Annotated in this window: 19 protein-coding genes; 12 read left to right on the top strand and 7 right to left on the bottom strand. The window is 70.9% G+C overall.

The genetic code is table 11. The annotated features are described in order from the left end of the window. Positions 1-72: 72 nt before the first annotated feature. From OG199_RS09175 to OG199_RS09120, 12 genes are all read left to right on the top strand, one after another. Positions 73-1,224, top strand: a complete 1,152-nt coding sequence (locus OG199_RS09175; protein ID WP_401805106.1) for an NAD(P)/FAD-dependent oxidoreductase — start codon at positions 73-75, stop codon at positions 1,222-1,224. Then, positions 1,221-1,520, top strand: coding sequence for a (2Fe-2S)-binding protein (locus tag OG199_RS09170; RefSeq protein ID WP_356804231.1), 300 nt, complete (start codon positions 1,221-1,223; stop codon positions 1,518-1,520). Before OG199_RS09175 ends, OG199_RS09170 begins: the two co-directional genes overlap by 4 nt. Next, a complete protein-coding gene (locus OG199_RS09165) occupies positions 1,510-2,934 on the top strand; it encodes an FAD-dependent oxidoreductase (protein ID WP_405828976.1) in 1,425 nt (474 codons plus the stop codon). Before OG199_RS09170 ends, OG199_RS09165 begins: the two co-directional genes overlap by 11 nt. Positions 2,935-2,987: 53 nt before the next feature. Next, the gene (locus OG199_RS09160) at positions 2,988-3,884 is read left to right on the top strand and encodes a dihydrodipicolinate synthase family protein (RefSeq protein ID WP_356804228.1); all 897 of its coding nucleotides are present in this window, start codon (positions 2,988-2,990) and stop codon (positions 3,882-3,884) included. Positions 3,885-3,934: 50 nt separating this feature from the next. After that, positions 3,935-4,936 (top strand): proline racemase family protein, encoded by a 1,002-nt coding sequence (locus OG199_RS09155; RefSeq protein WP_356804226.1) that lies wholly within the window; start codon positions 3,935-3,937, stop codon positions 4,934-4,936. Between the two features lie 85 nt (positions 4,937-5,021). Next, a complete protein-coding gene (locus tag OG199_RS09150; RefSeq protein ID WP_356804225.1) occupies positions 5,022-5,726 on the top strand; it encodes a GntR family transcriptional regulator in 705 nt (234 codons plus the stop codon). Between the two features lie 41 nt (positions 5,727-5,767). Continuing rightward, positions 5,768-6,766 (top strand): LacI family DNA-binding transcriptional regulator, encoded by a 999-nt coding sequence (locus OG199_RS09145; protein WP_356804224.1) that lies wholly within the window; start codon positions 5,768-5,770, stop codon positions 6,764-6,766. A 200-nt stretch (positions 6,767-6,966) separates the two neighbouring features. Further along, complete coding sequence (locus OG199_RS09140; RefSeq protein WP_356804223.1) at positions 6,967-8,319, top strand: sugar ABC transporter substrate-binding protein; 1,353 nt, start codon at positions 6,967-6,969, stop codon at positions 8,317-8,319. An 8-nt stretch (positions 8,320-8,327) separates the two neighbouring features. Continuing rightward, positions 8,328-9,299, top strand: a complete 972-nt coding sequence (locus OG199_RS09135; RefSeq protein ID WP_356804221.1) for a sugar ABC transporter permease — start codon at positions 8,328-8,330, stop codon at positions 9,297-9,299. Next, the gene (locus OG199_RS09130; RefSeq protein ID WP_356804220.1) at positions 9,296-10,171 is read left to right on the top strand and encodes a carbohydrate ABC transporter permease; all 876 of its coding nucleotides are present in this window, start codon (positions 9,296-9,298) and stop codon (positions 10,169-10,171) included. Before OG199_RS09135 ends, OG199_RS09130 begins: the two co-directional genes overlap by 4 nt. A gap of 39 nt (positions 10,172-10,210) precedes the next feature. Beyond that, a complete protein-coding gene (locus OG199_RS09125; protein ID WP_405828973.1) occupies positions 10,211-11,812 on the top strand; it encodes a glycoside hydrolase family 13 protein in 1,602 nt (533 codons plus the stop codon). Between the two features lie 54 nt (positions 11,813-11,866). Beyond that, complete coding sequence (locus tag OG199_RS09120) at positions 11,867-14,044, top strand: discoidin domain-containing protein (protein WP_405828971.1); 2,178 nt, start codon at positions 11,867-11,869, stop codon at positions 14,042-14,044. Here OG199_RS09120 and OG199_RS09115 read toward each other — a convergent pair. The 7 genes from OG199_RS09115 to OG199_RS09085 all read right to left on the bottom strand — a co-directional run bounded on the left by OG199_RS09115 (position 14,013) and on the right by OG199_RS09085 (position 19,744). Further along, positions 14,013-14,825 (bottom strand): ABC transporter ATP-binding protein, encoded by an 813-nt coding sequence (locus OG199_RS09115; RefSeq protein ID WP_356804215.1) that lies wholly within the window; start codon positions 14,823-14,825, stop codon positions 14,013-14,015. The two genes, OG199_RS09120 and OG199_RS09115, sit on opposite strands and share 32 nt — an antisense overlap. Positions 14,826-14,849: 24 nt before the next feature. Then, positions 14,850-15,668 (bottom strand): ABC transporter permease, encoded by an 819-nt coding sequence (locus tag OG199_RS09110; RefSeq protein ID WP_405828969.1) that lies wholly within the window; start codon positions 15,666-15,668, stop codon positions 14,850-14,852. Next, positions 15,665-16,438, bottom strand: coding sequence for an ABC transporter permease (locus OG199_RS09105; protein ID WP_405828967.1), 774 nt, complete (start codon positions 16,436-16,438; stop codon positions 15,665-15,667). Before OG199_RS09105 ends, OG199_RS09110 begins: the two co-directional genes overlap by 4 nt. Further along, positions 16,435-17,406: an ABC transporter substrate-binding protein gene (locus OG199_RS09100; protein WP_356804211.1), complete on the bottom strand. Its 972-nt coding sequence runs from the start codon at positions 17,404-17,406 to the stop codon at positions 16,435-16,437. The genes OG199_RS09105 and OG199_RS09100 overlap by 4 nt, the downstream gene beginning before the upstream one ends. 162 nt (positions 17,407-17,568) lie before the next feature. Beyond that, entirely contained in the window at positions 17,569-18,504 is a 936-nt protein-coding gene (locus OG199_RS09095) for a PDR/VanB family oxidoreductase (RefSeq protein ID WP_401805113.1), read from the bottom strand. Then, positions 18,501-18,683, bottom strand: coding sequence for a hypothetical protein (locus tag OG199_RS09090; protein WP_356804207.1), 183 nt, complete (start codon positions 18,681-18,683; stop codon positions 18,501-18,503). Before OG199_RS09090 ends, OG199_RS09095 begins: the two co-directional genes overlap by 4 nt. Continuing rightward, a complete protein-coding gene (locus OG199_RS09085) occupies positions 18,680-19,744 on the bottom strand; it encodes a Rieske 2Fe-2S domain-containing protein (protein ID WP_405828964.1) in 1,065 nt (354 codons plus the stop codon). Before OG199_RS09085 ends, OG199_RS09090 begins: the two co-directional genes overlap by 4 nt. Positions 19,745-19,767 lie beyond the last annotated feature (23 nt).

Here is a 19,767-nt window from a genome sequence, read left to right as displayed (position 1 = left end):
TCGGTCGGTCCATCGGTCCGGGCGGGTCCCGGCACTGTTCCCCCGTAGAGAAGCATGTGACATAGTACTGATGTGAGCAAGGGACTGACCTGCGATGTCGTGGTGGTCGGAGCCGGAATGGTGGGCTCGGCCTGTGCCCTTTACGCGGCGCGGGCGGGCTTCGACGTGGCCCTCGTGGACCGCGGCCCGGTGGCCGGCGGCACCACCGGAGCGGGTGAGGGCAATCTGCTCGTCTCCGACAAGGAGCCCGGCCCCGAGCTCGATCTCGCGCTGCTGTCGGGACGCCTGTGGTCCGGACTCGGGGAAGAACTGGGCGGCGCCATCGAGTACGAGGCCAAGGGCGGCGTCGTGGTGGCCGCCACGCCCGAGGGACTGACCGCGCTGGAGAGCTTCGCGGCGGGACAGCGGGCGGCCGGTGTCTCGGCCGTACCGGTCCCGGCGGACCGACTCCGCGATCTGGAACCGCACCTGGCGCCCGGCCTGGCGGGCGCCGTGCACTACCCGCAGGACACCCAGGTGATGCCGGCGCTGGCCGCCGCCCATCTCGTGCGCGCTTCGGGCGCGCGGCTGCTCACCGGCCGGACCGTGACCGAGGTGCTGCGCGCGGCGGACGGGTCGGTCCGGGGCGCGCGGACCGACAAGGGTGACCTGTACGCGCCGGTGGTGGTGAACGCGGCCGGGACCTGGGGCTCCGCGGTGGCGGCGCTCGCGGGCGTACGGCTGCCCGTGCTGCCCCGGCGCGGCTTCGTGCTGGTGACCGAGCCGCTGCCGCGGCGGGTACGGCACAAGGTGTACGCCGCGGACTACGTCGCCGACGTGGCCAGCGACTCGGCGGCGCTGCAGACCTCGCCCGTCGTGGAGGGGACGGAGGCGGGACCGGTGCTGATCGGCGCGAGCCGCGAACGGGTCGGCTTCGACCGCTCCTTCTCGCTGCCGGCCGTACGGGCGCTGGCGGCGGGGGCGATCCGGCTCTTCCCGTTCCTGACGGACGTCCGGGCCCTGCGGACGTACCTGGGATTCCGCCCGTACATGCCCGACCACCTGCCCGCGATCGGCCCCGACCCGCGGGTGCCCGGACTCTTCCACGCCTGCGGGCACGAGGGAGCGGGAATCGGTCTCGCGGCCGGCACCGGGCATCTGATCGCCCAGGTCCTCACCGGGGGGACACCCGATCTGGACCTCACGCCGTTCAGGCCCGACCGCTTCGCGCAGGAGGCCGTGTGAATCCCCTGGAGCTGGTGGGCGCCGAGCCGGGGCCCGCGTTCACCGTCACCCTGGACGGCCGCGCGGTCACGGCGCTGCCGGGTCAGACCGTCGCCGCCGCGCTGTGGACGGCGGGGATCACCTCCTGGCGCACCACCCGCGGCTCGGGGCGGCCGCGCGGAGTCCTCTGCGGCATCGGCGTCTGCTTCGACTGCCTGGTGACCGTCAACGACCGCCCCAACCAACGGGCCTGTCTGGTGCCGGTGCGACCGGGCGACACGATCCGTACGCAGGAGGGGACCGGACATGACGGCTGAGCGGGCGCACCTCGCGGTGATCGGCGCGGGGCCGGCGGGCCTCGCCGCCGCCCTGGCCGCGGCGGGGCGAGGGGTTCGGGTCACCCTGATCGACTCGGCCGCCCGGGCGGGCGGACAGTTCTACCGGCAGCCCACGGCCGGGCTGCGGGCCAGGCGCCCGCGGGCCCTGCACCACGGGTGGCGCACCTGGGAACGGCTGTCGCGAGCACTGGCCCTCCAGATGGAGGCGGGCACGATCACGCACCTGACCGACCATCACGTATGGCTCGTGGACCGCTCCGGCACGGCGCACCTGCCCACGGGCACCGGCGGCTTCGTCGTGCACGCGTTGCGGGGACGCCTCCAGGAGGAGCCCGGCACGGTCCGCGCCGACGCGGTCCTCCTCGCCACCGGCGGCTACGAGAAGGTGCTGCCCTTCCCGGGCTGGACCCTTCCCGGCGTCGTCACCGCGGGCGGTGCGCAGGCGATGCTCAAGGGGACGCTCGTCGTACCCGGCCGCAGGGCTGTCGTGGCCGGCACCGGCCCGCTGCTGCTGCCCGTGGCGACCGGCCTGGCCGCGGCCGGGGTCGAGGTCGCCGCGCTCGTCGAGTCGGCCGACCCGCGGGCGTTCCTGCGCCGTGCGGGGGCGCTGGCGGCAGAGCCGGGAAAGGCGGCCGAAGGCGCCGGGTACGCGGCCCGGCTCCTGCGGAACCGCGTTCCCCTGCGCATGCGGCACGCCGTCGTCGAGGCGCACGGTGAGGAACGGCTCGACGCCGTGACCGTCGCCGCGCTCGACGCCGACGGACACGTCAGGCCCGGCACCGAGCGGCGCATCCCCTGCGACACGCTCGCGGTCGGGCACGGCATGCTGCCGCACACCGACCTCGCCGACGCGCTCGGCTGCCGCGTCGAGGGCGTGCGGGTACACGTCGACGAGGAGCAGCGGACCGACGTGCCGGGCGTGTGGGCCGCGGGCGAGACCACCGGCGTCGGCGGCGCGGCCCTGTCGCTCGCCGAGGGCCACATCGCGGGACACTCGATCGCCGCCCGGCTGCGCGGCGCGGAACCCGACCCGCGCGACCGGTCCGCGGCCACCAGGTCCCGTACGCGGCTGCGGGCGTTCTCCGCCGCGCTCGACGCCGTCTACGCGCCGCCCGCGCGGTGGGCGGAGCGGGTCACCGACGACACCGTCGTCTGCCGCTGCGAGGAGGTCACCGCCGGGACGGTCCGGGCGGCCGTCGACGAACTGGGCGCGGGCGACGTACGCACCGTGAAGCTGCTCAGCCGCGCGGGGATGGGCTGGTGCCAGGGCCGGATGTGCGAGCCCGCCGTCGCCGGACTCGCCGGCTGCGAACAGACCCCCGCACGACGGCTGTTGGCGCGCCCCGTCCCGCTCGGTGTGCTCGCCGCGGCCGGGGAGCCGACGGACGACTGACCGACAGCACGGCAGTCAGTGAAATGTCACACCCCATCGAGAGGGAACCGCTGATGACCACCACCGAGAACCGTCCCTGGCGCGGCGTCCTCGTCGCCACCGCGCTCCCGTTGAACGACGACCTCTCCGTGAACCACGACCGGTACGCCGCGCACTGCGCCTGGCTCGTCGAGAACGGCTGCGACGGAGTCGTCCCCAACGGCTCGCTGGGCGAGTACCAGGTGCTCACGCCGGAGGAGCGCGCGCGGGTCGTCGAGACGGCCGTGTCGGCGGTCGGCGGCTCCCGGGTGATGCCCGGCGTCGCCGCCTACGGTTCCGCCGAGGCCCGCCGCTGGGCCGAACAGGCCCGCGACGCCGGCTGCGAGTCCGTCATGCTGCTGCCGCCCAACGCCTACCGCGCCGACGAGCGTTCCGTCCTCGCCCACTACGCGGCGGTCGCCGAGGTCGGCGTCCCGGTCGTCGCCTACAACAACCCGATCGACACCAAGGTCGACCTGGTGCCCGAACTCCTCGCGAAGCTGCACGCGGAAGGGTTCGTCCAAGGTGTCAAGGAGTTCTCCGGCGATGTGCGACGCGCCTACCGGATCGCTGAACTGGCCCCGGAACTGGACCTGTTGATCGGGGCGGACGACGTCCTCCTGGAACTCGCGACGGCGGGCGCCAAGGGCTGGGTGGCCGGTTACCCGAACGCACTGCCCGCGGCGGGCGTCGAGCTCTACCACGCCGCCGTCAAGGGGGACCTCGACACGGCCGGCCGGCTCTACCGGCAGCTGCATCCGCTGCTGCGCTGGGACTCCCGGGTCGAGTTCGTCCAGGCCATCAAACTGTCCATGGACATCGTCGGCCGGCCCGGCGGCCCGGTGCGGCCGCCCCGTGTTCCGCTGCTGCCCGAACAGGAGGCCGCCGTGCGCGCGGCCACCGAGAAGGCCGTCGCGGCCGGCCTCGGCTGAGCCGCCCCGCCGCCCCCCACCGCTCTCGATCACCAGGAGTTAGGGATCCCATGCGCAGCAAGCTCGTCCTGCACGCCGTCGACTCGCACACCGAGGGAATGCCCACCCGCGTGATCACCGGCGGCATCGGCACCATCCCGGGCGCGACGATGAACGAGCGGCGGCTGTACTTCCGCGAACACCGCGACGACATCAAGCAGTTGCTGATGAACGAGCCGCGTGGCCACGCGGCGATGAGCGGCGCCGTCCTACAGCCCTCCACCCGTCCCGACTGCGACTACGGGGTGCTCTACATCGAGGTCTCGGGCTACCTCCCGATGTGCGGGCACGGGACCATCGGCGTCGCCACCGTCCTGGTGGAGACCGGCATGGTCGAGGTCGTCGAGCCCGTCACGACCATCCGGCTCGACACCCCGGCCGGCCCGGTCGTCGCCGAGGTCGAGGTCGAGGACGGCGCCGCGAGGGCGGTCACGCTCAAGAACGTGCCGTCCTTCTCGGCCGGCCTCGACCGGAAGGTCACCCTGGCCGACGGCCGGACGGTGACCTACGACCTCGCGTACGGCGGCAACTTCTACGCGATCCTGCCACTGGAGCGGCTCGGACTGCCCTTCGACCGCACCCGCCAGGACGACATCCTCAAGGCGGCCCTGTCGCTCATGGAGGCCATCAACGCCGAGGACGAACCCGTCCATCCCGAGGACCCGACCATCCGGGGCTGCCACCACGTCCACCTGTACGCGCCCGGCGCCACCGCACGGCACTCCCGGCACGCGATGGCGATCCACCCCGGCTGGTTCGACCGCTCGCCCTGTGGCACCGGCACCAGCGCGCGGATGGCCCAACTGCACGCGCGCGGCGAACTCCCGCTGCACACCGAGTTCGTGAACGAGTCCTTCATCGGGACGCGGTTCACGGGACGGCTGCTCGGCACCACCGAGGTCGCCGGCGTCCCCGCCGTGCTGCCCAGCTTCACCGGCCGCGCGTGGATCACCGGCACCGCCCAGTACCTGCTGGACCCCTCCGATCCGTTCCCGGCCGGATTCATCCTGTAGACCCCCGGGAGATACTGGTGGCACGTGACATTGCACAAGCCGGTGCGCGCAGCTCGGCGCACCGGCCCGTACGAGGAGACACCCCATGCCCGCCCAGCGCAGCAGCGCACCCTCCGCCGCTCCCGCCGCCCTGCCCACGCTGGGCGGCAAGAAGAGCAGCTACCGCGAGCGCGTCGCCGACGCCCTGCGGGCCGCGCTGATCGCGGGCGAACTGCGCGCCGGCGAGGTCTACTCCGCGCCGACGCTCGCCGCCCGCTTCGGCGTCTCGGCGACGCCCGTGCGCGAGGCCATGCTCGACCTGGCCAAGGAGGGCCTGGTGGACACCGTGCCCAACAAGGGGTTCCGGGTCACCGCGGTCTCCGAGAAGCAGCTGGACGAGTACACGCACATCCGCTCACTCATCGAGATCCCCACCACGGTGCGGCTGGCCACCACCGCCGACCCGGTCTCCCTGGAGGCCCTGCGCCCGGCCGCCCGGGAGATCGTGACCGCGGCGGCGGCCGGTGACCTGATCGCGTACGTCGAGGCGGACATCCGCTTCCACCTCGGCCTGCTCGCCCTCGCCGGCAACGCGCATCTGGTGGAGGTGGTCGGCGATCTGCGCAAGCGCTCCCGCCTCTACGGACTCAACGCCCTCGTCGAGGCGGGCCGTCTCCAGGACTCCGCCGAGGAGCACCTCGAGCTCCTCGAAGCGCTGCTGGACCGGGACGGGGAGGCCGTGCGCAGGGTCATGACCCGGCATCTCGGACATGTCCGGGGCCTGTGGGCGGCCGGTTCGTCGATGGCCTGATTACGCAAGTCGTTTGCATTTCTTGCGGTATTCTTGCGCTCATGACACGACGACTTGCTCAGGTGGCGAAAAAGGTCGGGGTCAGCGAGGCCACGGTCAGCCGGGTGCTCAACGGCAAGCCCGGCGTCTCCGACTCCACCCGGCAGGCAGTGCTCTCCGCGCTCGACGTGCTCGGCTACGAGAGGCCCACCCAGCTGCGCGGTGAACGCGCGCGGCTGGTGGGTCTCGTCCTGCCCGAGCTGCAGAACCCGATCTTCCCGGCGTTCGCCGAGGTGATCGGCGGAGCGCTGGCGCAGCTCGGTCTGACCCCGGTGCTCTGCACCCAGACCAAGGGCGGGGTCTCCGAGGCGGACTACGTGGACCTGCTGCTTCAGCAACAGGTGTCCGGTGTGGTGTTCGCGGGCGGTCTGTACGCGCAGGCCGACGCGCCCCACGATCACTACCGGCAGCTCGCGGAGCGCAACATCCCGGTGGTGCTGGTCAACGCGGCCATCGGGCACCTCGGATTCCCGGGCGTCTCCTGCGACGACGCGGTGGCCGTCGAACAGGCCTGGCGGCACCTCGTCTCGCTCGGCCACGAGCGGATCGGTCTGGTGCTCGGGCCCGCCGACCACATTCCCTCGGGCCGGAAGCTGGCCGCGGTGCGGAGTCTCGCCCCCGACCTGCCCGACGAGCACATCGGCCGGGCCATGTTCTCCATCGAGGGCGGTCAGGCGGCGGCCTCCCGGCTCATCGACCGCGGGGTCACCGGCTTCATCTGCGCGAGCGACCCGCTCGCCCTCGGCGTGGTGCGGGCCGCCCGCCGCAAGGGACTTGACGTGCCGTCACAGGTGTCGGTCGTCGGGTACGACGACTCCGCGCTGATGAACTGCACCGAACCACCGCTGACCACCGTGCGGCAGCCCATCGAGGCCATGGGCAGGGCGGCCGTGGAGTTGCTGAACGCCCAGATCGGCGGCAGCAGCGTGACTCCCGAAGAGCTCCTGTTCGAGCCCGAGTTGGTGGTGCGGGGGTCGACCGCGCAAGCGCCTCGTCACTGAGAGGCGGTCCGGCGCGCGAGCACCCTGTCGTGGGCGCCGTCCGGCCACGCAAGCGCCCCGCCGCTGAGATCCATTCCTCTGTCAAATAATTACAGATTCTGCGTGACATCTTGCGCACCCCTGTCGGCGGTGCTTGAGTGTGCGGCGCCCACCGCTCCTGCCCAAGGCGCCCAACCGCTCCTGCCCAAAGGGGTCCACCGATGAGAAGTCCCGGGTTCCGCCGTACCTTCGTCGTCTTCACGGCGTCCGCTTTCGCGCTCACCGCGACCGCCTGCGGTTCGAGTGACGACGACGGTTCCGCGGGTGGCAAGACCCGCATCACGGTCAACTGCGAGCCGCCCAAGAGTGCCAAGGTCGACCGCTCGTTCTTCGAGGCCGACGTCAAGGCCTTCGAGAAGGCCAACCCGGACATCGACGTCGTCGCCCATGACGCGTTCCCGTGTCAGGATCCCAAGACCTTCGACGCCAAGCTCGCCGGCGGCCAGATGGAGGACGTCTTCTACACGTACTTCACCGACGCCAAACACGTAGTCGACATCAACCAGGCCGCCGACATCACGTCCTACGTCAAGGACCTCAAGAGCTACGGCACCCTCCAGCAGCAACTGCGCGACATCTACACCGTCGACGGCAAGATCTACGGCGTCCCGCGCACCGGGTACTCGATGGGCCTCATCTACAACAAGGCGCTCTTCACCAAGGCCGGCCTCGACCCCGAGAAGCCGCCGGCCACCTGGGAAGAGGTGCGCGCGGACGCCAAGAAGATCGCGGCGCTCGGCGGCGGCACCGTCGGCTACGCCGACTACAGCGCCCAGAACCAGGGCGGCTGGCACTTCACGGCCGAGCTCTACTCGCAGGGCGGCGACGTCGTCACTCCGGACGGCAAGAAGTCCAGCATCGACACCCCCGAGGGCAAGGCCGTCCTGCAGAACCTGCACGACATGCGCTGGGCCGACAACTCCATGGGCACCAAGCAGCTTCTCGTCCTCAACGACGTCCAGCAGATGATGGGCTCCGGGAAGCTCGGCATGTACCTCTCCGCACCCGACAACATCCCGATCCTGGTGAAGGAGAAGGGCGGCAACTACAAGGACCTCGCCCTCGCGCCCATGCCGGGCGGCAAGGGCACGCTCGTCGGCGGCGACGGCTACATGTTCAACAAGAAGGACTCCCCGGCCCAGATCAAGGCCGGCCTCAAGTGGCTCGAGCACATGTTCCTGACGCCCGGCAAGGGCTTCCTCGGCGACTACGCGCGCGCCAAGCAGAACAACGCCCCGGTCGGTCTGCCCGAGCCGCGTCTGTTCACCGGTGCCGCGGACGCCAAGGACCAGGAGGTCAAGAAGGCCAACGCGAACGTGCCGGTGGAGAACTACCAGGGCTTCCTCGACGGCAACCAGAGCCTGCAGATGAAGATCGAGCCGCCGCAGGCCCAGCAGATCTACTCCGTCCTCGACGGCGCGGTGTCCGCGGTCCTCACCAAGAAGGACGCCAACGTCGACCAGCTCCTCAAGGACGCCTCCGGCAAGATCGACTCCATCCTGGCCCGAGGCTGACACCGTTCATGAAGACCGCATCGAAGCCCCCCGCAGCGTTCCCTCCGGCCGCCGTCGGCGCGCCGGAGGTGCCGCGGTCGGCCGGGCGCCGGCCCGGGGGACCGTGGCGCCGGCGCCTGGCCGACCAGTCCCGCGCCTACGCCTTCCTGATCGGCGGCGTGCTCTGCTTCGCGCTGTTCTCCTGGTACCCGGCGATCCGCGCGGTCGTGATCGCCTTCCAGAAGTACACGCCGGGCAGCGGCGGCGAGTGGGTCGGCACCGCCAACTTCACCCGGGTCTTCCACGACCCGGAGTTCACCGCGGCCTGGCGCAACACCCTCACCTTCACACTCATCGCCCTGCTCATCGGCTTCGCCGTCCCCTTCGTGATGGCCCTGGTCCTCAACGAACTGCGGCACGCGAAGGCCTTCTTCCGCGTCGTGGTCTATCTGCCGGTGATGATCCCGCCGGTGGTCAGCGCCCTGCTGTGGAAGTGGTTCTACGATCCCGGAGCGGGCCTCGCCAACGAGACGCTGCGCTTTCTGCACCTGCCGACCTCGAACTGGTCCAACGGCGCCGACACCGCCCTCGTCTCCCTGGTGATCGTCGCCACCTGGGCCAACCTCGGCGGCACCGTCCTCATCTACCTCGCCGCGCTCCAGAGCATCCCCGGCGAGCTGTACGAGGCGGCCGAGCTGGACGGCGCGAGCCTCCTGCAGCGCATCCGGCACGTGACGATCCCGCAGACCCGCTTCATCATCCTCATGCTGATGCTGCTGCAGATCATCGCCACCATGCAGGTCTTCACGGAACCGTTCGTGATCACCGGTGGCGGTCCCGAGGACAAGACCGTCACGGTGCTCTACCTGATCTACAAGTACGCCTTCCTCTACAACGACTTCGGCGGAGCCTGCGCGTTGAGCGTCATGCTGCTCGTCCTGCTCAGCGCCTTCTCCGCGGTCTACCTGAGGCTGACCCGCTCGGAAGGGGACGACGCATGAGCACCCGCACCCTGGTCTCCCCGCTCACCCTGGCCCGCCCGCGCGGCAAGGCCGTCTACTGGACGGTCTTCAGCGGTGTCGTCCTCCTCTTCGCGGTGGCCTTCCTGTTCCCGGTCTACTGGATGGTGACCGGCGCCATGAAGTCGCCGGACGAGGTGACGCGCACGCCGCCGACCCTCATACCCGACCGGTGGCACCTGAGCGGCTACACCGACGCGTGGGACCTGATGGACCTGCCCACGCACCTGTGGAACACGGTCGTCCAGGCAGCGGGCGCCTGGCTCCTCCAGCTCGTCTTCTGCACCGCCGCCGCGTACGCCCTGTCCAAGCTGAAGCCCGCCTTCGGCAAGGTCGTCCTCGGCGGCATCCTCGCCACCCTGATGGTTCCCGCCCAGGCGCTCGTGGTCCCGAAGTACCTGACCGTCGCGGATTTGCCCCTCATCCACACCAGTCTGCTGAACTCACCGCTCGGCATCTGGCTGCCGGCCGTCGCGAACGCCTTCAACCTCTATCTCCTCAAACGCTTCTTCGACCAGATCCCGCGCGACGTCCTGGAGGCCGCCGAGATCGACGGCGCCGGGAAGCTGCGCACCCTGTGGTCGATCGTGCTGCCGATGTCCCGGCCCGTCCTCGGAGTCGTGTCGATCTTCGCCCTGGTCGCCGTCTGGCAGGACTTCCTGTGGCCGCTGATGGTGTTCTCCGACACCGACAAGCAGCCCATCAGCGTGGCGCTCGTCCAGCTGTCGCAGAACATCCAACTGACCGTGCTCATCGCCGCGATGGTGATCGCCAGCATCCCCATGGTCGTGATGTTCCTGGTGTTCCAGCGGCACATCATCGCCGGGATCAGCGCGGGCAGCACCAAGGGCTGACGCCTGTACGTGACCTCCTCGAACGAAAGGCAACGCACCGTGGGACAGCCCCGCCCTGCCCGAAATCAGTCCGCGTGGTGGCGTTCAGCCGTCATCTACCAGGTGTACGTCCGCAGCTTCGCGGACGGCGACGGCGACGGCACCGGCGACCTCGCGGGTGTCCGCGCCAGACTGCCCTACCTCGCCGAACTCGGTGTGGACGCCCTGTGGTTCAACCCCTGGTACCGCTCACCCATGGCCGACGGCGGCTACGACGTCGCCGACTACCGCTCCATCGACCCGGCCTTCGGGACGCTCGCCGAGGCGGAGAAGCTCATCGCCGAGGCCCGGGAACTGGGCATCCGTACCCTCGTCGACATCGTGCCGAACCACGTGTCCGACCAGCATCCCTGGTTCCAGGCGGCCCTGGCCGGCGGCCCGGAACGCGAGCTGTTCCACTTCCGTTCCGGACGCGGGGAGCACGGCGAACTCCCGCCCAACGACTGGCCGTCCCAGTTCGTCGGCTCCGCGGAACCGGTGTGGACCCGGCTGCCCGACGGCGACTGGTACCTCCACCTCTTCACCCCCGAGCAGCCCGACCTCAACTGGGAGCATCCGGCGGTCCGCCAGGAGCACGAGGAGATCCTGCGCTTCTGGTTCGAGCGGGGCGTGGCGGGTGTCCGCATCGACTCGGCCGCCCTGCTCGCCAAGGATCCCGACCTGCCGGACTACGTCGAGGGCCGCGACCCTAACCCGTACGTCGACCGGGACGAACTCCACGACATCTACCGTTCGTGGCGGTCCGTCGCCGACGCCTACGACGGCATCTTCGTCGGCGAGGTCTGGCTCCCCGACAGCGAGCGCTTCGCCCGCTACCTGCGCCCGGACGAGCTGCACACCGCCTTCAACTTCTCCTTCCTGTCCTGCCCCTGGGACGCCGCACGGCTGCGCACCTCCATCGACGAGACCCTCGCCGAGCACGCGCCCGTCGGAGCGCCCGCCACCTGGGTGCTGTGCAATCACGACGTGACCCGCACGGTCACCCGATACGGACGCACGGACACCGGCTTCGACTTCACGGCCAAGGCCTTCGGCACCCCCACCGACCTGGCTCTCGGCACCCGCAGGGCGCGCGCCGCCGCCCTGCTCTCGCTCGCCCTGCCCGGTGCCGTCTACGTCTACCAGGGCGAGGAACTGGGGCTGCCCGAGGTCGAGTTGCCCCTCGACAGCATCCAGGACCCGATGTACTTCCGCTCCGGCGGCACGGACCCGGGCCGGGACGGCTGCCGCGTCCCACTGCCCTGGGACGCCGAGGCCCCGTACGCCGGCTTCGGCGGCGACCCCTGGCTGCCCCAGCCGGCCGACTGGCCCGACTACGCCGCCGACCGCCAGTCCGAGGACCCCACCTCGATGCTGAGCCTCTACCGTGCCGCGCTTCGTGTCCGCCGCACCGAACCGGGCTTCGGCGACGGCCCGCTCAGCTGGCTGCCCGCCGACGAGGGCGTCCTCGGCTTCGCCCGCGCGGACGGTCTGCTCTGCGTCGTCAACCTGGCCGACCGTCCGGTCGAGCTCCCGGAACACTCCGAACTCCTGCTCGGCAGCAGCCCGTTGGACGCCGACGGCTTTCTCCCGCCGGACACGGCGGTGTGGCTGCGCGCCTGACACCGCCGAACCGCACACCGCTATCCCCGCCCCCCACCTCGAAGGGATCAGCACATGCACAGCAGAAGAACTGTCAGGCGCACGCCATTGGCGTGCGCCGCGGCCGCCGCCCTCGCCGCGGGCATGCTCGGCGCCACCACGGTCCACGCCGCGGTGGCCGCGGCGGGCGCGAGCCTCCCCTTCACCTCGGTCGAGGCCGAGTCCGCCACCACCACCGGGACGAAGGTGGGCCCCGACTACACGCAGGGCACGCTCGCCTCGGAGGCCTCCGGGCGGCAGGCCGTACGTCTGTCGGCCGGCCAGCGCGTCGAGTTCACCGCCCCGCGCGCGGCCAACGCCGTGAACGTCTCCTACAGCGTCCCCGACGGCCAGTCCGGCACCCTCGACGTGTACGTGAACGGCACCAGGATCTCCAAGACGCTCGCCGTGACCTCCAAGTACTCCTACGTGGACACCTCCTGGATCGCCGGCGCCAAGCAGCACCACTTCTTCGACAACGCCCGGCTGCTCCTCGGCCAGAACGTCCAGGCGGGCGACAGGATCGCCTTCCAGGCCACCTCGACCCAGGTCACCGTCGACGTGGCCGACTTCGAGCAGGTCGCCGCCGCCGCGGCCCGGCCCGCGGGGTCGGTGTCCGTCACCGACAAGGGCGCGGACCCCAGCGGCCAGGGCGATTCCACCCAGGCCTTCCGGGACGCGATCTCCGCCGCCCAGGGCGGCGTCGTGTGGATCCCGCCGGGCGACTACCGGGTGACGTCCTCGCTCAGCGGCGTCCAGAACGTGACCCTCCAGGGTGCCGGCGGCTGGTACTCCGTCGTCCACGCGTCCCGCTTCCTCGACCAGAGCAACTCCTCGGGCGGCGTCCACCTCAAGGACTTCGCGGTCATCGGCGAGGTCACCGAACGCGTCGACTCCAACCCGGACAACTTCGTCAACGGCTCCCTCGGCCCGGGTAGTTCGGTCTCCGGGATGTGGATCCAGCACGTCAAGGTCGGCCTGTGGCTGACCGGCAACAACGACAACCTGGTGGTCGAGAACAACCGCATCCTCGACACCACCGCCGACGGACTCAACCTCAACGGCAACGCGCACGGCGTCCGCGTCAGCAACAACTTCCTGCGCAACCAGGGCGACGACTCGCTCGCCATGTGGTCGCTGAACGGCGCGGACAGCAACTCCAGCTTCGAGAGCAACACCATCTCGCAGCCGAACCTCGCCAACGGCATCGCGATCTACGGCGGCACGGACATCAGCGTCAGGAACAACCTGGTCTCCGACACCAACGCGCTGGGCAGCGGCATCGCCGTCTCCAACCAGAAGTTCCTCGACCCCTTCTCCCCGCTGGCCGGCACGATCACCGTCGACGGCAACACGCTCGTGCGGACCGGGGCGATCAACCCCAACTGGAACCACCCGATGGGCGCGCTGCGCGTCGACTCCTACGACAGCGCGATCAACGCCACCGTCAACATCACCAACACGACGGTCACCGACAGCCCCTACAGCGCCTTCGAGTTCGTCTCGGGAGGCGGTCACGGCTACCCCACGAGCAACATCAACGTGACCGGGGCGACCGTGAAGAACACCGGGACGGTCGTCGTCCAGGCCGAGACACCCGGCTCGGCGAGGTTCAGCAACGTCCAGGCCACCGGCGTCGGCTCGGCCGGCGTCTACAACTGCCCGTACCCGAGCGGCTCGGGCAGCTTCACCGTCACCGACGCCGGCGGCAACTCCGGCTGGAGCAGCACCTGGTCGGACTGCTCGGCCTGGCCGCAGCCGGGCCAGGGCAACCCGCCCCCGGACCAGAACGCCAACCTGGCCAAGGGCCGTCCGGCCAGCGCCACCGGCTCCCAGGACGTCTACACGCCGGGCAAGGCCGTCGACGGAGACACGGGCAGCTACTGGGAGTCGAGCAACAACGCCTTCCCACAGGCCATCACGGTGGACCTCGGCTCCTCGCAGGCGGTCCGCCGGCTCGTCCTGAAGCTGCCGCCGTCCTCGGCGTGGGGCGCGCGCACCGAGACCCTGTCCGTGCTGGGCAGCACCAACGGCTCCGCCTACTCCACGGTGGTCGGTTCACAGGGCTACCGCTTCGACCCGGCGACCGGAAACACGGTGACGATCGCGCTGCCGGCCGGTACCGGTCTGCGCTACCTCCGGGTCAACGTCACCGCCAACACCGCCTGGCCGGCGGCCCAGTTCAGTGAAGTGGAGGCGTATCTGTCCTCGTGACCTCCGTCCCGCGCTTCGCCGCCTGGATCTGCTCGTACACCTGGGTCCGCAACTCGGCGAAGCGCGGGGCCACCCGGGTGTGCAGCTGGTCCCGCTCCTCGGGCAGGTCGACCTTCAGCTGCTCCCGTACGACGGTGGGGGAGGCGGAGAGGATCAGGACCCGCTCGCCCAGGTAGACCGCCTCGTCGATGTCGTGGGTCACGAACAGGATGGTCATCCCGCGCTGCCGCCACAGCCGGCGGACCAGGTCCTCCAGATCGGCGCGGGTCTGCGCGTCGACCGCCGCGAACGGCTCGTCCATCAGCAGGACCTCGGGCTCGTACGCCAGCGCCCGCGCGATCGCGACCCGCTGCTGCATCCCGCCGGACAGCTGCCACGGATAGGCCCCCACGGCGTCGGACAGACCGACGGACTCCAGCGCGTCGGCGACCAGCTCGTGCCGCCGGAGCCTGCTCAGCTTCTTCTGCTTCAGCGGGAGTTCGACGTTCTCCCCGACCCGCATCCAGGGGAAGAGGCTGCGCCCGTACTCCTGGAACACGAACGCCATGCCGGGCGGCGGCCCGCTGACCGGACGCCCGGCGAGCCGTACCTCGCCCGCCGTCGGTGTGAGGAGCCCGCCCACGCACTTGAGCAGCGTGGTCTTTCCGCAGCCCGACGGGCCCACCAGGCAGACCAGTTCACCCGTGTCCACGGTGAACGTGAGGTCACGGACCGCCTCCACGCGGCGTCCCGAGCCCTCGTAGACCTTCCGCAGGCCGGTGACGACCAAAGACGCGTGCATGGACCGCCCTTTCGCGAGCGAGCGTCACGGGGACCGCCGGGAGGAGTCCCGGAGGCCGTGGTACCAGCCGAGCACCCGGCGTTCCACGAACTGGAAGGCGACCGAGAGGAGAAGGCCGAGCAGGCCCAGGACGAGGATCCCGGTCCACATGTCGGGGATCGCGAAGCCGCGCTGGAACTGCACGATGGTGAAGCCGAGGCCGTTGGTGGCCGCGAACATCTCGCTGATGACCATCAGGATGATGCCGATGGACAGCGCCTGGCGCAGGCCCGCGAAGATCTGCGGGCTCGCCGCCCGCAGGACCACGTGCCGCAGCCGGGCGGCGCCCGTGACGCCGTACGAACGTGCCGTCTCGGCCAGGACGGAGTCGACGGCCCGCACTCCCTCGACCGTGTTGAGCAGGACCGGCCAGAGGCAGCCGCTCGCGATCACGACGATCTTCATCGTGTCCCCGATGCCCGCGAACAGCATGATGACCGGCACGAGGACGGGCGGGGGCACCGCGCGCAGGAACTCCAGGACCGGCTCGCAGAACGCCCGCACCCGCCGGTACGAGCCGATGACCACGCCCAGCAGGACCCCTGCGACGGCCGCTGCCGCGTATCCACCGAGCAGCCGCAGCACGCTGGGCACCAGGTCGGCGCGGAGCCGGTCGCCCGTCCAGACGTCCGGGAACGTGTTGACGATCGTGCGCAGCGGTGGCCAGTAGACGTCGGTGCTGCCGTCCGAGGCGAGCCACCAGCCGGCGACCAGGAGCGCGGGGAGCGCCACGACCAACAGCACCCGCAGCAGAAGGGAGCTCCAGGCGTTCGGCCTCGTCCGGCCGGACGGGAGGCCCGTCACACCGCCACCTCCCCGCGCACCGACTGGTGCCAGCCCAGGGCCCGTCGTTCCACCGCGCGGGCACCCACGTTGATCAGCAGCCCGAGCAGGCCGGTGACCACCACCAGCGCGTACAGGTCGGGGACGGCCTGCGAGGACTGGGCGACCGCGATGCGCGCACCCAACCCCGGTGCGCCGATGACGAGTTCGGCGGTCACGGCGAGGATGAGGGCGACCGCGGCCGCGAGCCTGACACCGGTCATGACGTAGGGGAGCGCGGTCGGCCACAGGATGTGCCGGGTGCGTGCCCAGGGGCCGAGACCGTACGAGCGTGCCGTCTCCTCCGCCACCGGGTCGACGTCGCGGACGCCGTACAGGACCTGGACGAGGACCTGCCAGAAGGAGGCGTACACGACGAGGAGGAGGACCGAGCGCAGTTCGGTGCCGTAGAGCAGGACGGCGAGGGGGATCAGCGCGACGGAGGGGATCGGGCGCAGGAACTCGATCGTGGAGGCCGTGGCCTCGCGCAGATACGGCACGACCGAGACGACCAGTCCCACGACGACGCCGGCGACGACCGCGGTCACCAGCCCCAGTGCCCAGCCGGTGAGGGTGTCGCCGAGGGCCGTCCAGAAGGCGCCGTCGGTGGCCTCCCGCGCCAGCGCGTCGGCGATGCGACTGGTGGGCGGGAAGTAGGCCGCCTTGACGAGGCCGAGCCGCGGCGCCGCCTCGCCCAGGGCGAGGAAGGCCGCGAGCCCGGCCGTACCGAATGCCGCGTTCGCACCCCTCACGGCAGCAGTTCGTCGAGATCGGGGGCCGACTTGAAGAGCCCGTCCTGCTCGCCCAGTTTCTCCAGCGCCTCGATCGACGCGCGGTTCGGCTCGGCCGGCCACTTCGGCAGCGTCACCTTCGCGAGGACCGCGGCGGGGATCTTCGTGTACGAGGTGACGACGGAACGGACCTCGTCGGGGTGGGCGTCGGCGTAGGCGAGGGACTCCGCGGTGGCCTCCTGGAACCTCTTCACCACATCGGGGTTCTTCTGTTCGTACTGGGCGGACGTGAAGTACATGGCCACGGTGAGGTCCTTGGCCACGTCGACCAGGGACGAGGCGATCTCCGTGCCGCCCTGGCTCCTGACGGTGGCGAGCGCGGGCTCGACCACCATCGCCGCGTCGATCCGGCCGCTGTCCAGGGCGGCGGGCATCTGGTCGAAGGCCAGCTCGACGAACTTCACCTTGGAGGGGTCGCCGCCCGCCTTGCGCACCGACTCGCGCACCGCGGTCTCGTTGATGTTCTTCAGCGTGTTGACGGCGACCTTCTTCCCCTCCAGGTCCTTCGCCGACGTGAGGGCGCTGCCCTTCTTCACCGTGATGGCGCCGAAGTCCTTGCCCGCCAGGCCCGTTGACGCGACGCCGTTGGCCACCGCCTTCACCGGCACGTTCTGGCTCCGGGCGATCATCAGCGAGGTCATGTTGGAGAAGCCGAACTGGAACTGGCCGCTGACGACGCCCGGGACGATCGCGGCGCCGCCCTGCGCGGTCGTCATGGAGAGCTTCAGCCCGCGTTTGCCGTAGAAGCCCTTCTGCTGACCCAGGTAGAGCGGTGCGACATCGACGATGGGGATGATCCCGACCTTGACCGTGGTGGTTCCGCCGGACGACGCGCCCTTGTCCGACGTTGTGGAGTCGTCGGACGAGCCACAGGCCGACGCGGCGACCAGGAAGGTTCCGACCGCGAGACCGGCGAGCAGACGACGCATGGCTCCTCCTGTGCAGACGACAGTGTTCCGACAGGCTGTGCGCACACCGCACAGTGGTGCTCAGCGGACGGTAGATCCCCCGTACGACGCGGTCAATGGCCGTGGCTGACAATATTGTTGACAGTTACCGAAGCGTGCTCCCGGGGCGCGCGAACCGGATGCCTACAGGTCGAGCACGAGCCGCTTCCCCCGGCATCGGGAGACGCAGATGAGCATGGTCTCGCCGGCCGCCCGCTCCGCGTCGGTGAGCACCGAGTCCCGGTGGTCCGGGGTCCCTTCGAGGACGTCCGTCTCGCACGTGCCACAGGTGCCCTCGGCGCAGGAGAAGAGCACCTCGACGCCGGCACCCCGCACGGTGTCGAGCACGGAGACGTCCGCGGGGACGGTCAGGGTGCGGCCGCTGCGGGCCAGGACGACCTCGAACTCGTCGTCGGAGTCGGGCTCCTGGGCCTTCGGCGCGAAGCGCTCGACGTGCAGCAGCCCGGCGGGGCACCGCTCCTGGACGGCGTCCAGCAGTGGACCGGGACCGCAGCAGTAGACCAGGGTGCCCCCGGGGATGTCGGAGAGCACGGAGTCGAGGTCCAGCAGCCCGCTCTCGTCCTGGGGAGCGATCGTCACCCGGTCCCCGTACCGGCTCAGCTCCCGGACGAACGCCATGGAGCCGCGGGCCCGTCCGCCGTAGAGCAGCGTCCACTCCGCGCCCGCCGCCTGCGCCGCGGCGAGCATCGGCAGGATCGGGGTGATGCCGATGCCGCCCGCGACGAACCGGTAGCGGGGAGCGGGAGTCAGGGCGAAGTGGTTGCGCGGGCCGCGGACGCGGACCCGGTCGCCCACGTCCACCCGCTCGTGCACGTGCGAGGACCCACCGCGGCCGTGCGGCTCCCGGAGCACCGCGATCCGCCACGCTCCGTGGTCCGCCGGGTCGCCGCACAGCGAGTACTGCCGCTCCAGCCCCGGACCGAGCACGACGTCGACGTGGGCGCCCGGCTCCCAGCCGGGGAGTTCCTCGCCGCGAGAGTGGCGCAGCGTGAGGGCGACCACTCCATCGGCCACGAACTCCCGCTCCGCCACCACGAGTTCGGCTTCGTAATCGGTCATCCTCGGCTTCCTCGGGGCGTGTGTCCCTCGGGGTGGGCGAGCATCCACTCCCACATCTCGACCGGATCCTGGGCGGTGTGCTCGGCGCCGCAGTGACAGGTGCCGTGCAGGACGTCGGTGCCCGGGAGCCAGTCGACGCGGTAGACCTCGCGGTGCGTGAAGCGGGGCGCCCGCGTCACTGGACCCTCTCCGTGGGCTTGTCGCCCTCCTCGGCCAGCCGGGCGAGGATACGGCGGGCCGCGAGACCGCCCGTGTCGATGTTGATGCTGAGTTCCTGGTACCCGCCGCGCTCGGTGCCCAGTGTCCGCTGCAGCAGGTTGAGCGCGTCGACGTCCTGCATCACGACCGTGTGGTTGAAGTCCCGCAGGAACGCGGTGACTTCCGTGTCCTCGCGGGCGAAGTCCCGCGAGACCGCCCAGAAGTCGTAGACGTGGCCGTCGCGTGAGGGGGTGATCGCGTAGGTGATCTCGGTGTGGAAGGCGTTCGGATCGCCGCCGTCGGCCTCGGGCAGCACCCCGACCGGCGCGACGCGGCTGTGCAGCAGATACAGGCACGGCGCGTGGTACTCGATGTCCTGCCAGCGGGTGATCCGGCCCTCGATGCCGGTCGAGCGCGCGTAGAACGGCGGGCACGCGGCGTCGTCCATGCGGCGGCTGACCCGCACGATGCCGGCGCCCTCGTCGACCTCCGTCGTGATCGGCGTCTCGGCGACCTCGGGGGTGCCGATGTATCCGCCGTGCAGATAGGTCTCGTGGGAGAGGTCGAGGAGGTTGTCGACGAGCAGTCCGTAGTCCGCGTCGATGGGCTCCATGCCCGAGACCGTGGTCCAGTCCGGAGAGTCCATGTGCCGGGCCGGCGGGACGGTCCCCGGGTCGGCGAGCGCCGGGTCGCCGATCCACACCCACACGAACGAGTCCTGCTCGAGGACTGGGTAGGCGGCGACCCGGGCCGTGCGCGGTATGCGTTTCTGCCCCGGCACGTACACGCAGGTGCCCGTGGTGTCGTACGTGAACCCGTGATATCCGCACACGATCCGGTCACCGTCGAGCCGGCTCTCGGAGAGCGGGAACCTGCGGTGCACACAGCGGTCGGCCAGGGCGACGGCCGTCCCCTCGTCCCTGGTCCGGTAGAGGACGAGCGGTTCGCCCAGAACCGTCCGGCCGAGCAACTCGCGCCCCACCTCGTGGGCGAGGGCGGCGACGTACCACTGGTTCCTGGCGAAGGCGGTCGTGTGCGGCATGCGTGCGACTCCCGTCTGTCTTC

Origin of the sequence: Streptomyces sp. NBC_01176, from assembly GCF_045039825.1 — a bacterium.
Classification (GTDB): Bacteria; Actinomycetota; Actinomycetes; order Streptomycetales; family Streptomycetaceae; genus Streptomyces.
The sequence above is the reverse complement of the archived record's forward strand: the minus strand, read 5'-3'. Positions and strand labels throughout refer to the sequence as shown.

Excerpts from the sequence above, each read along its gene's own strand:
- OG199_RS09165 (WP_405828976.1), top strand. The coding sequence starts at position 1,510 with ATGACGGCTGAGCGGGCGCACCTCGCGGTGATCGGCGCGGGGCCGGCG.
- OG199_RS09160 (WP_356804228.1), top strand. The coding sequence starts at position 2,988 with ATGACCACCACCGAGAACCGTCCCTGGCGCGGCGTCCTCGTCGCCACC.
- OG199_RS09155 (WP_356804226.1), top strand. The coding sequence starts at position 3,935 with ATGCGCAGCAAGCTCGTCCTGCACGCCGTCGACTCGCACACCGAGGGA.
- OG199_RS09150 (WP_356804225.1), top strand. The coding sequence starts at position 5,022 with ATGCCCGCCCAGCGCAGCAGCGCACCCTCCGCCGCTCCCGCCGCCCTG.
- OG199_RS09145 (WP_356804224.1), top strand. The coding sequence starts at position 5,768 with ATGACACGACGACTTGCTCAGGTGGCGAAAAAGGTCGGGGTCAGCGAG.
- OG199_RS09140 (WP_356804223.1), top strand. The coding sequence starts at position 6,967 with ATGAGAAGTCCCGGGTTCCGCCGTACCTTCGTCGTCTTCACGGCGTCC.
- OG199_RS09135 (WP_356804221.1), top strand. The coding sequence starts at position 8,328 with ATGAAGACCGCATCGAAGCCCCCCGCAGCGTTCCCTCCGGCCGCCGTC.
- OG199_RS09130 (WP_356804220.1), top strand. The coding sequence starts at position 9,296 with ATGAGCACCCGCACCCTGGTCTCCCCGCTCACCCTGGCCCGCCCGCGC.
- OG199_RS09120 (WP_405828971.1), top strand. The coding sequence starts at position 11,867 with ATGCACAGCAGAAGAACTGTCAGGCGCACGCCATTGGCGTGCGCCGCG.
- OG199_RS09115 (WP_356804215.1), bottom strand. The coding sequence starts at position 14,825 with ATGCACGCGTCTTTGGTCGTCACCGGCCTGCGGAAGGTCTACGAGGGC.
- OG199_RS09100 (WP_356804211.1), bottom strand. The coding sequence starts at position 17,406 with ATGCGTCGTCTGCTCGCCGGTCTCGCGGTCGGAACCTTCCTGGTCGCC.
- OG199_RS09095 (WP_401805113.1), bottom strand. The coding sequence starts at position 18,504 with ATGACCGATTACGAAGCCGAACTCGTGGTGGCGGAGCGGGAGTTCGTG.
- OG199_RS09085 (WP_405828964.1), bottom strand. The coding sequence starts at position 19,744 with ATGCCGCACACGACCGCCTTCGCCAGGAACCAGTGGTACGTCGCCGCC.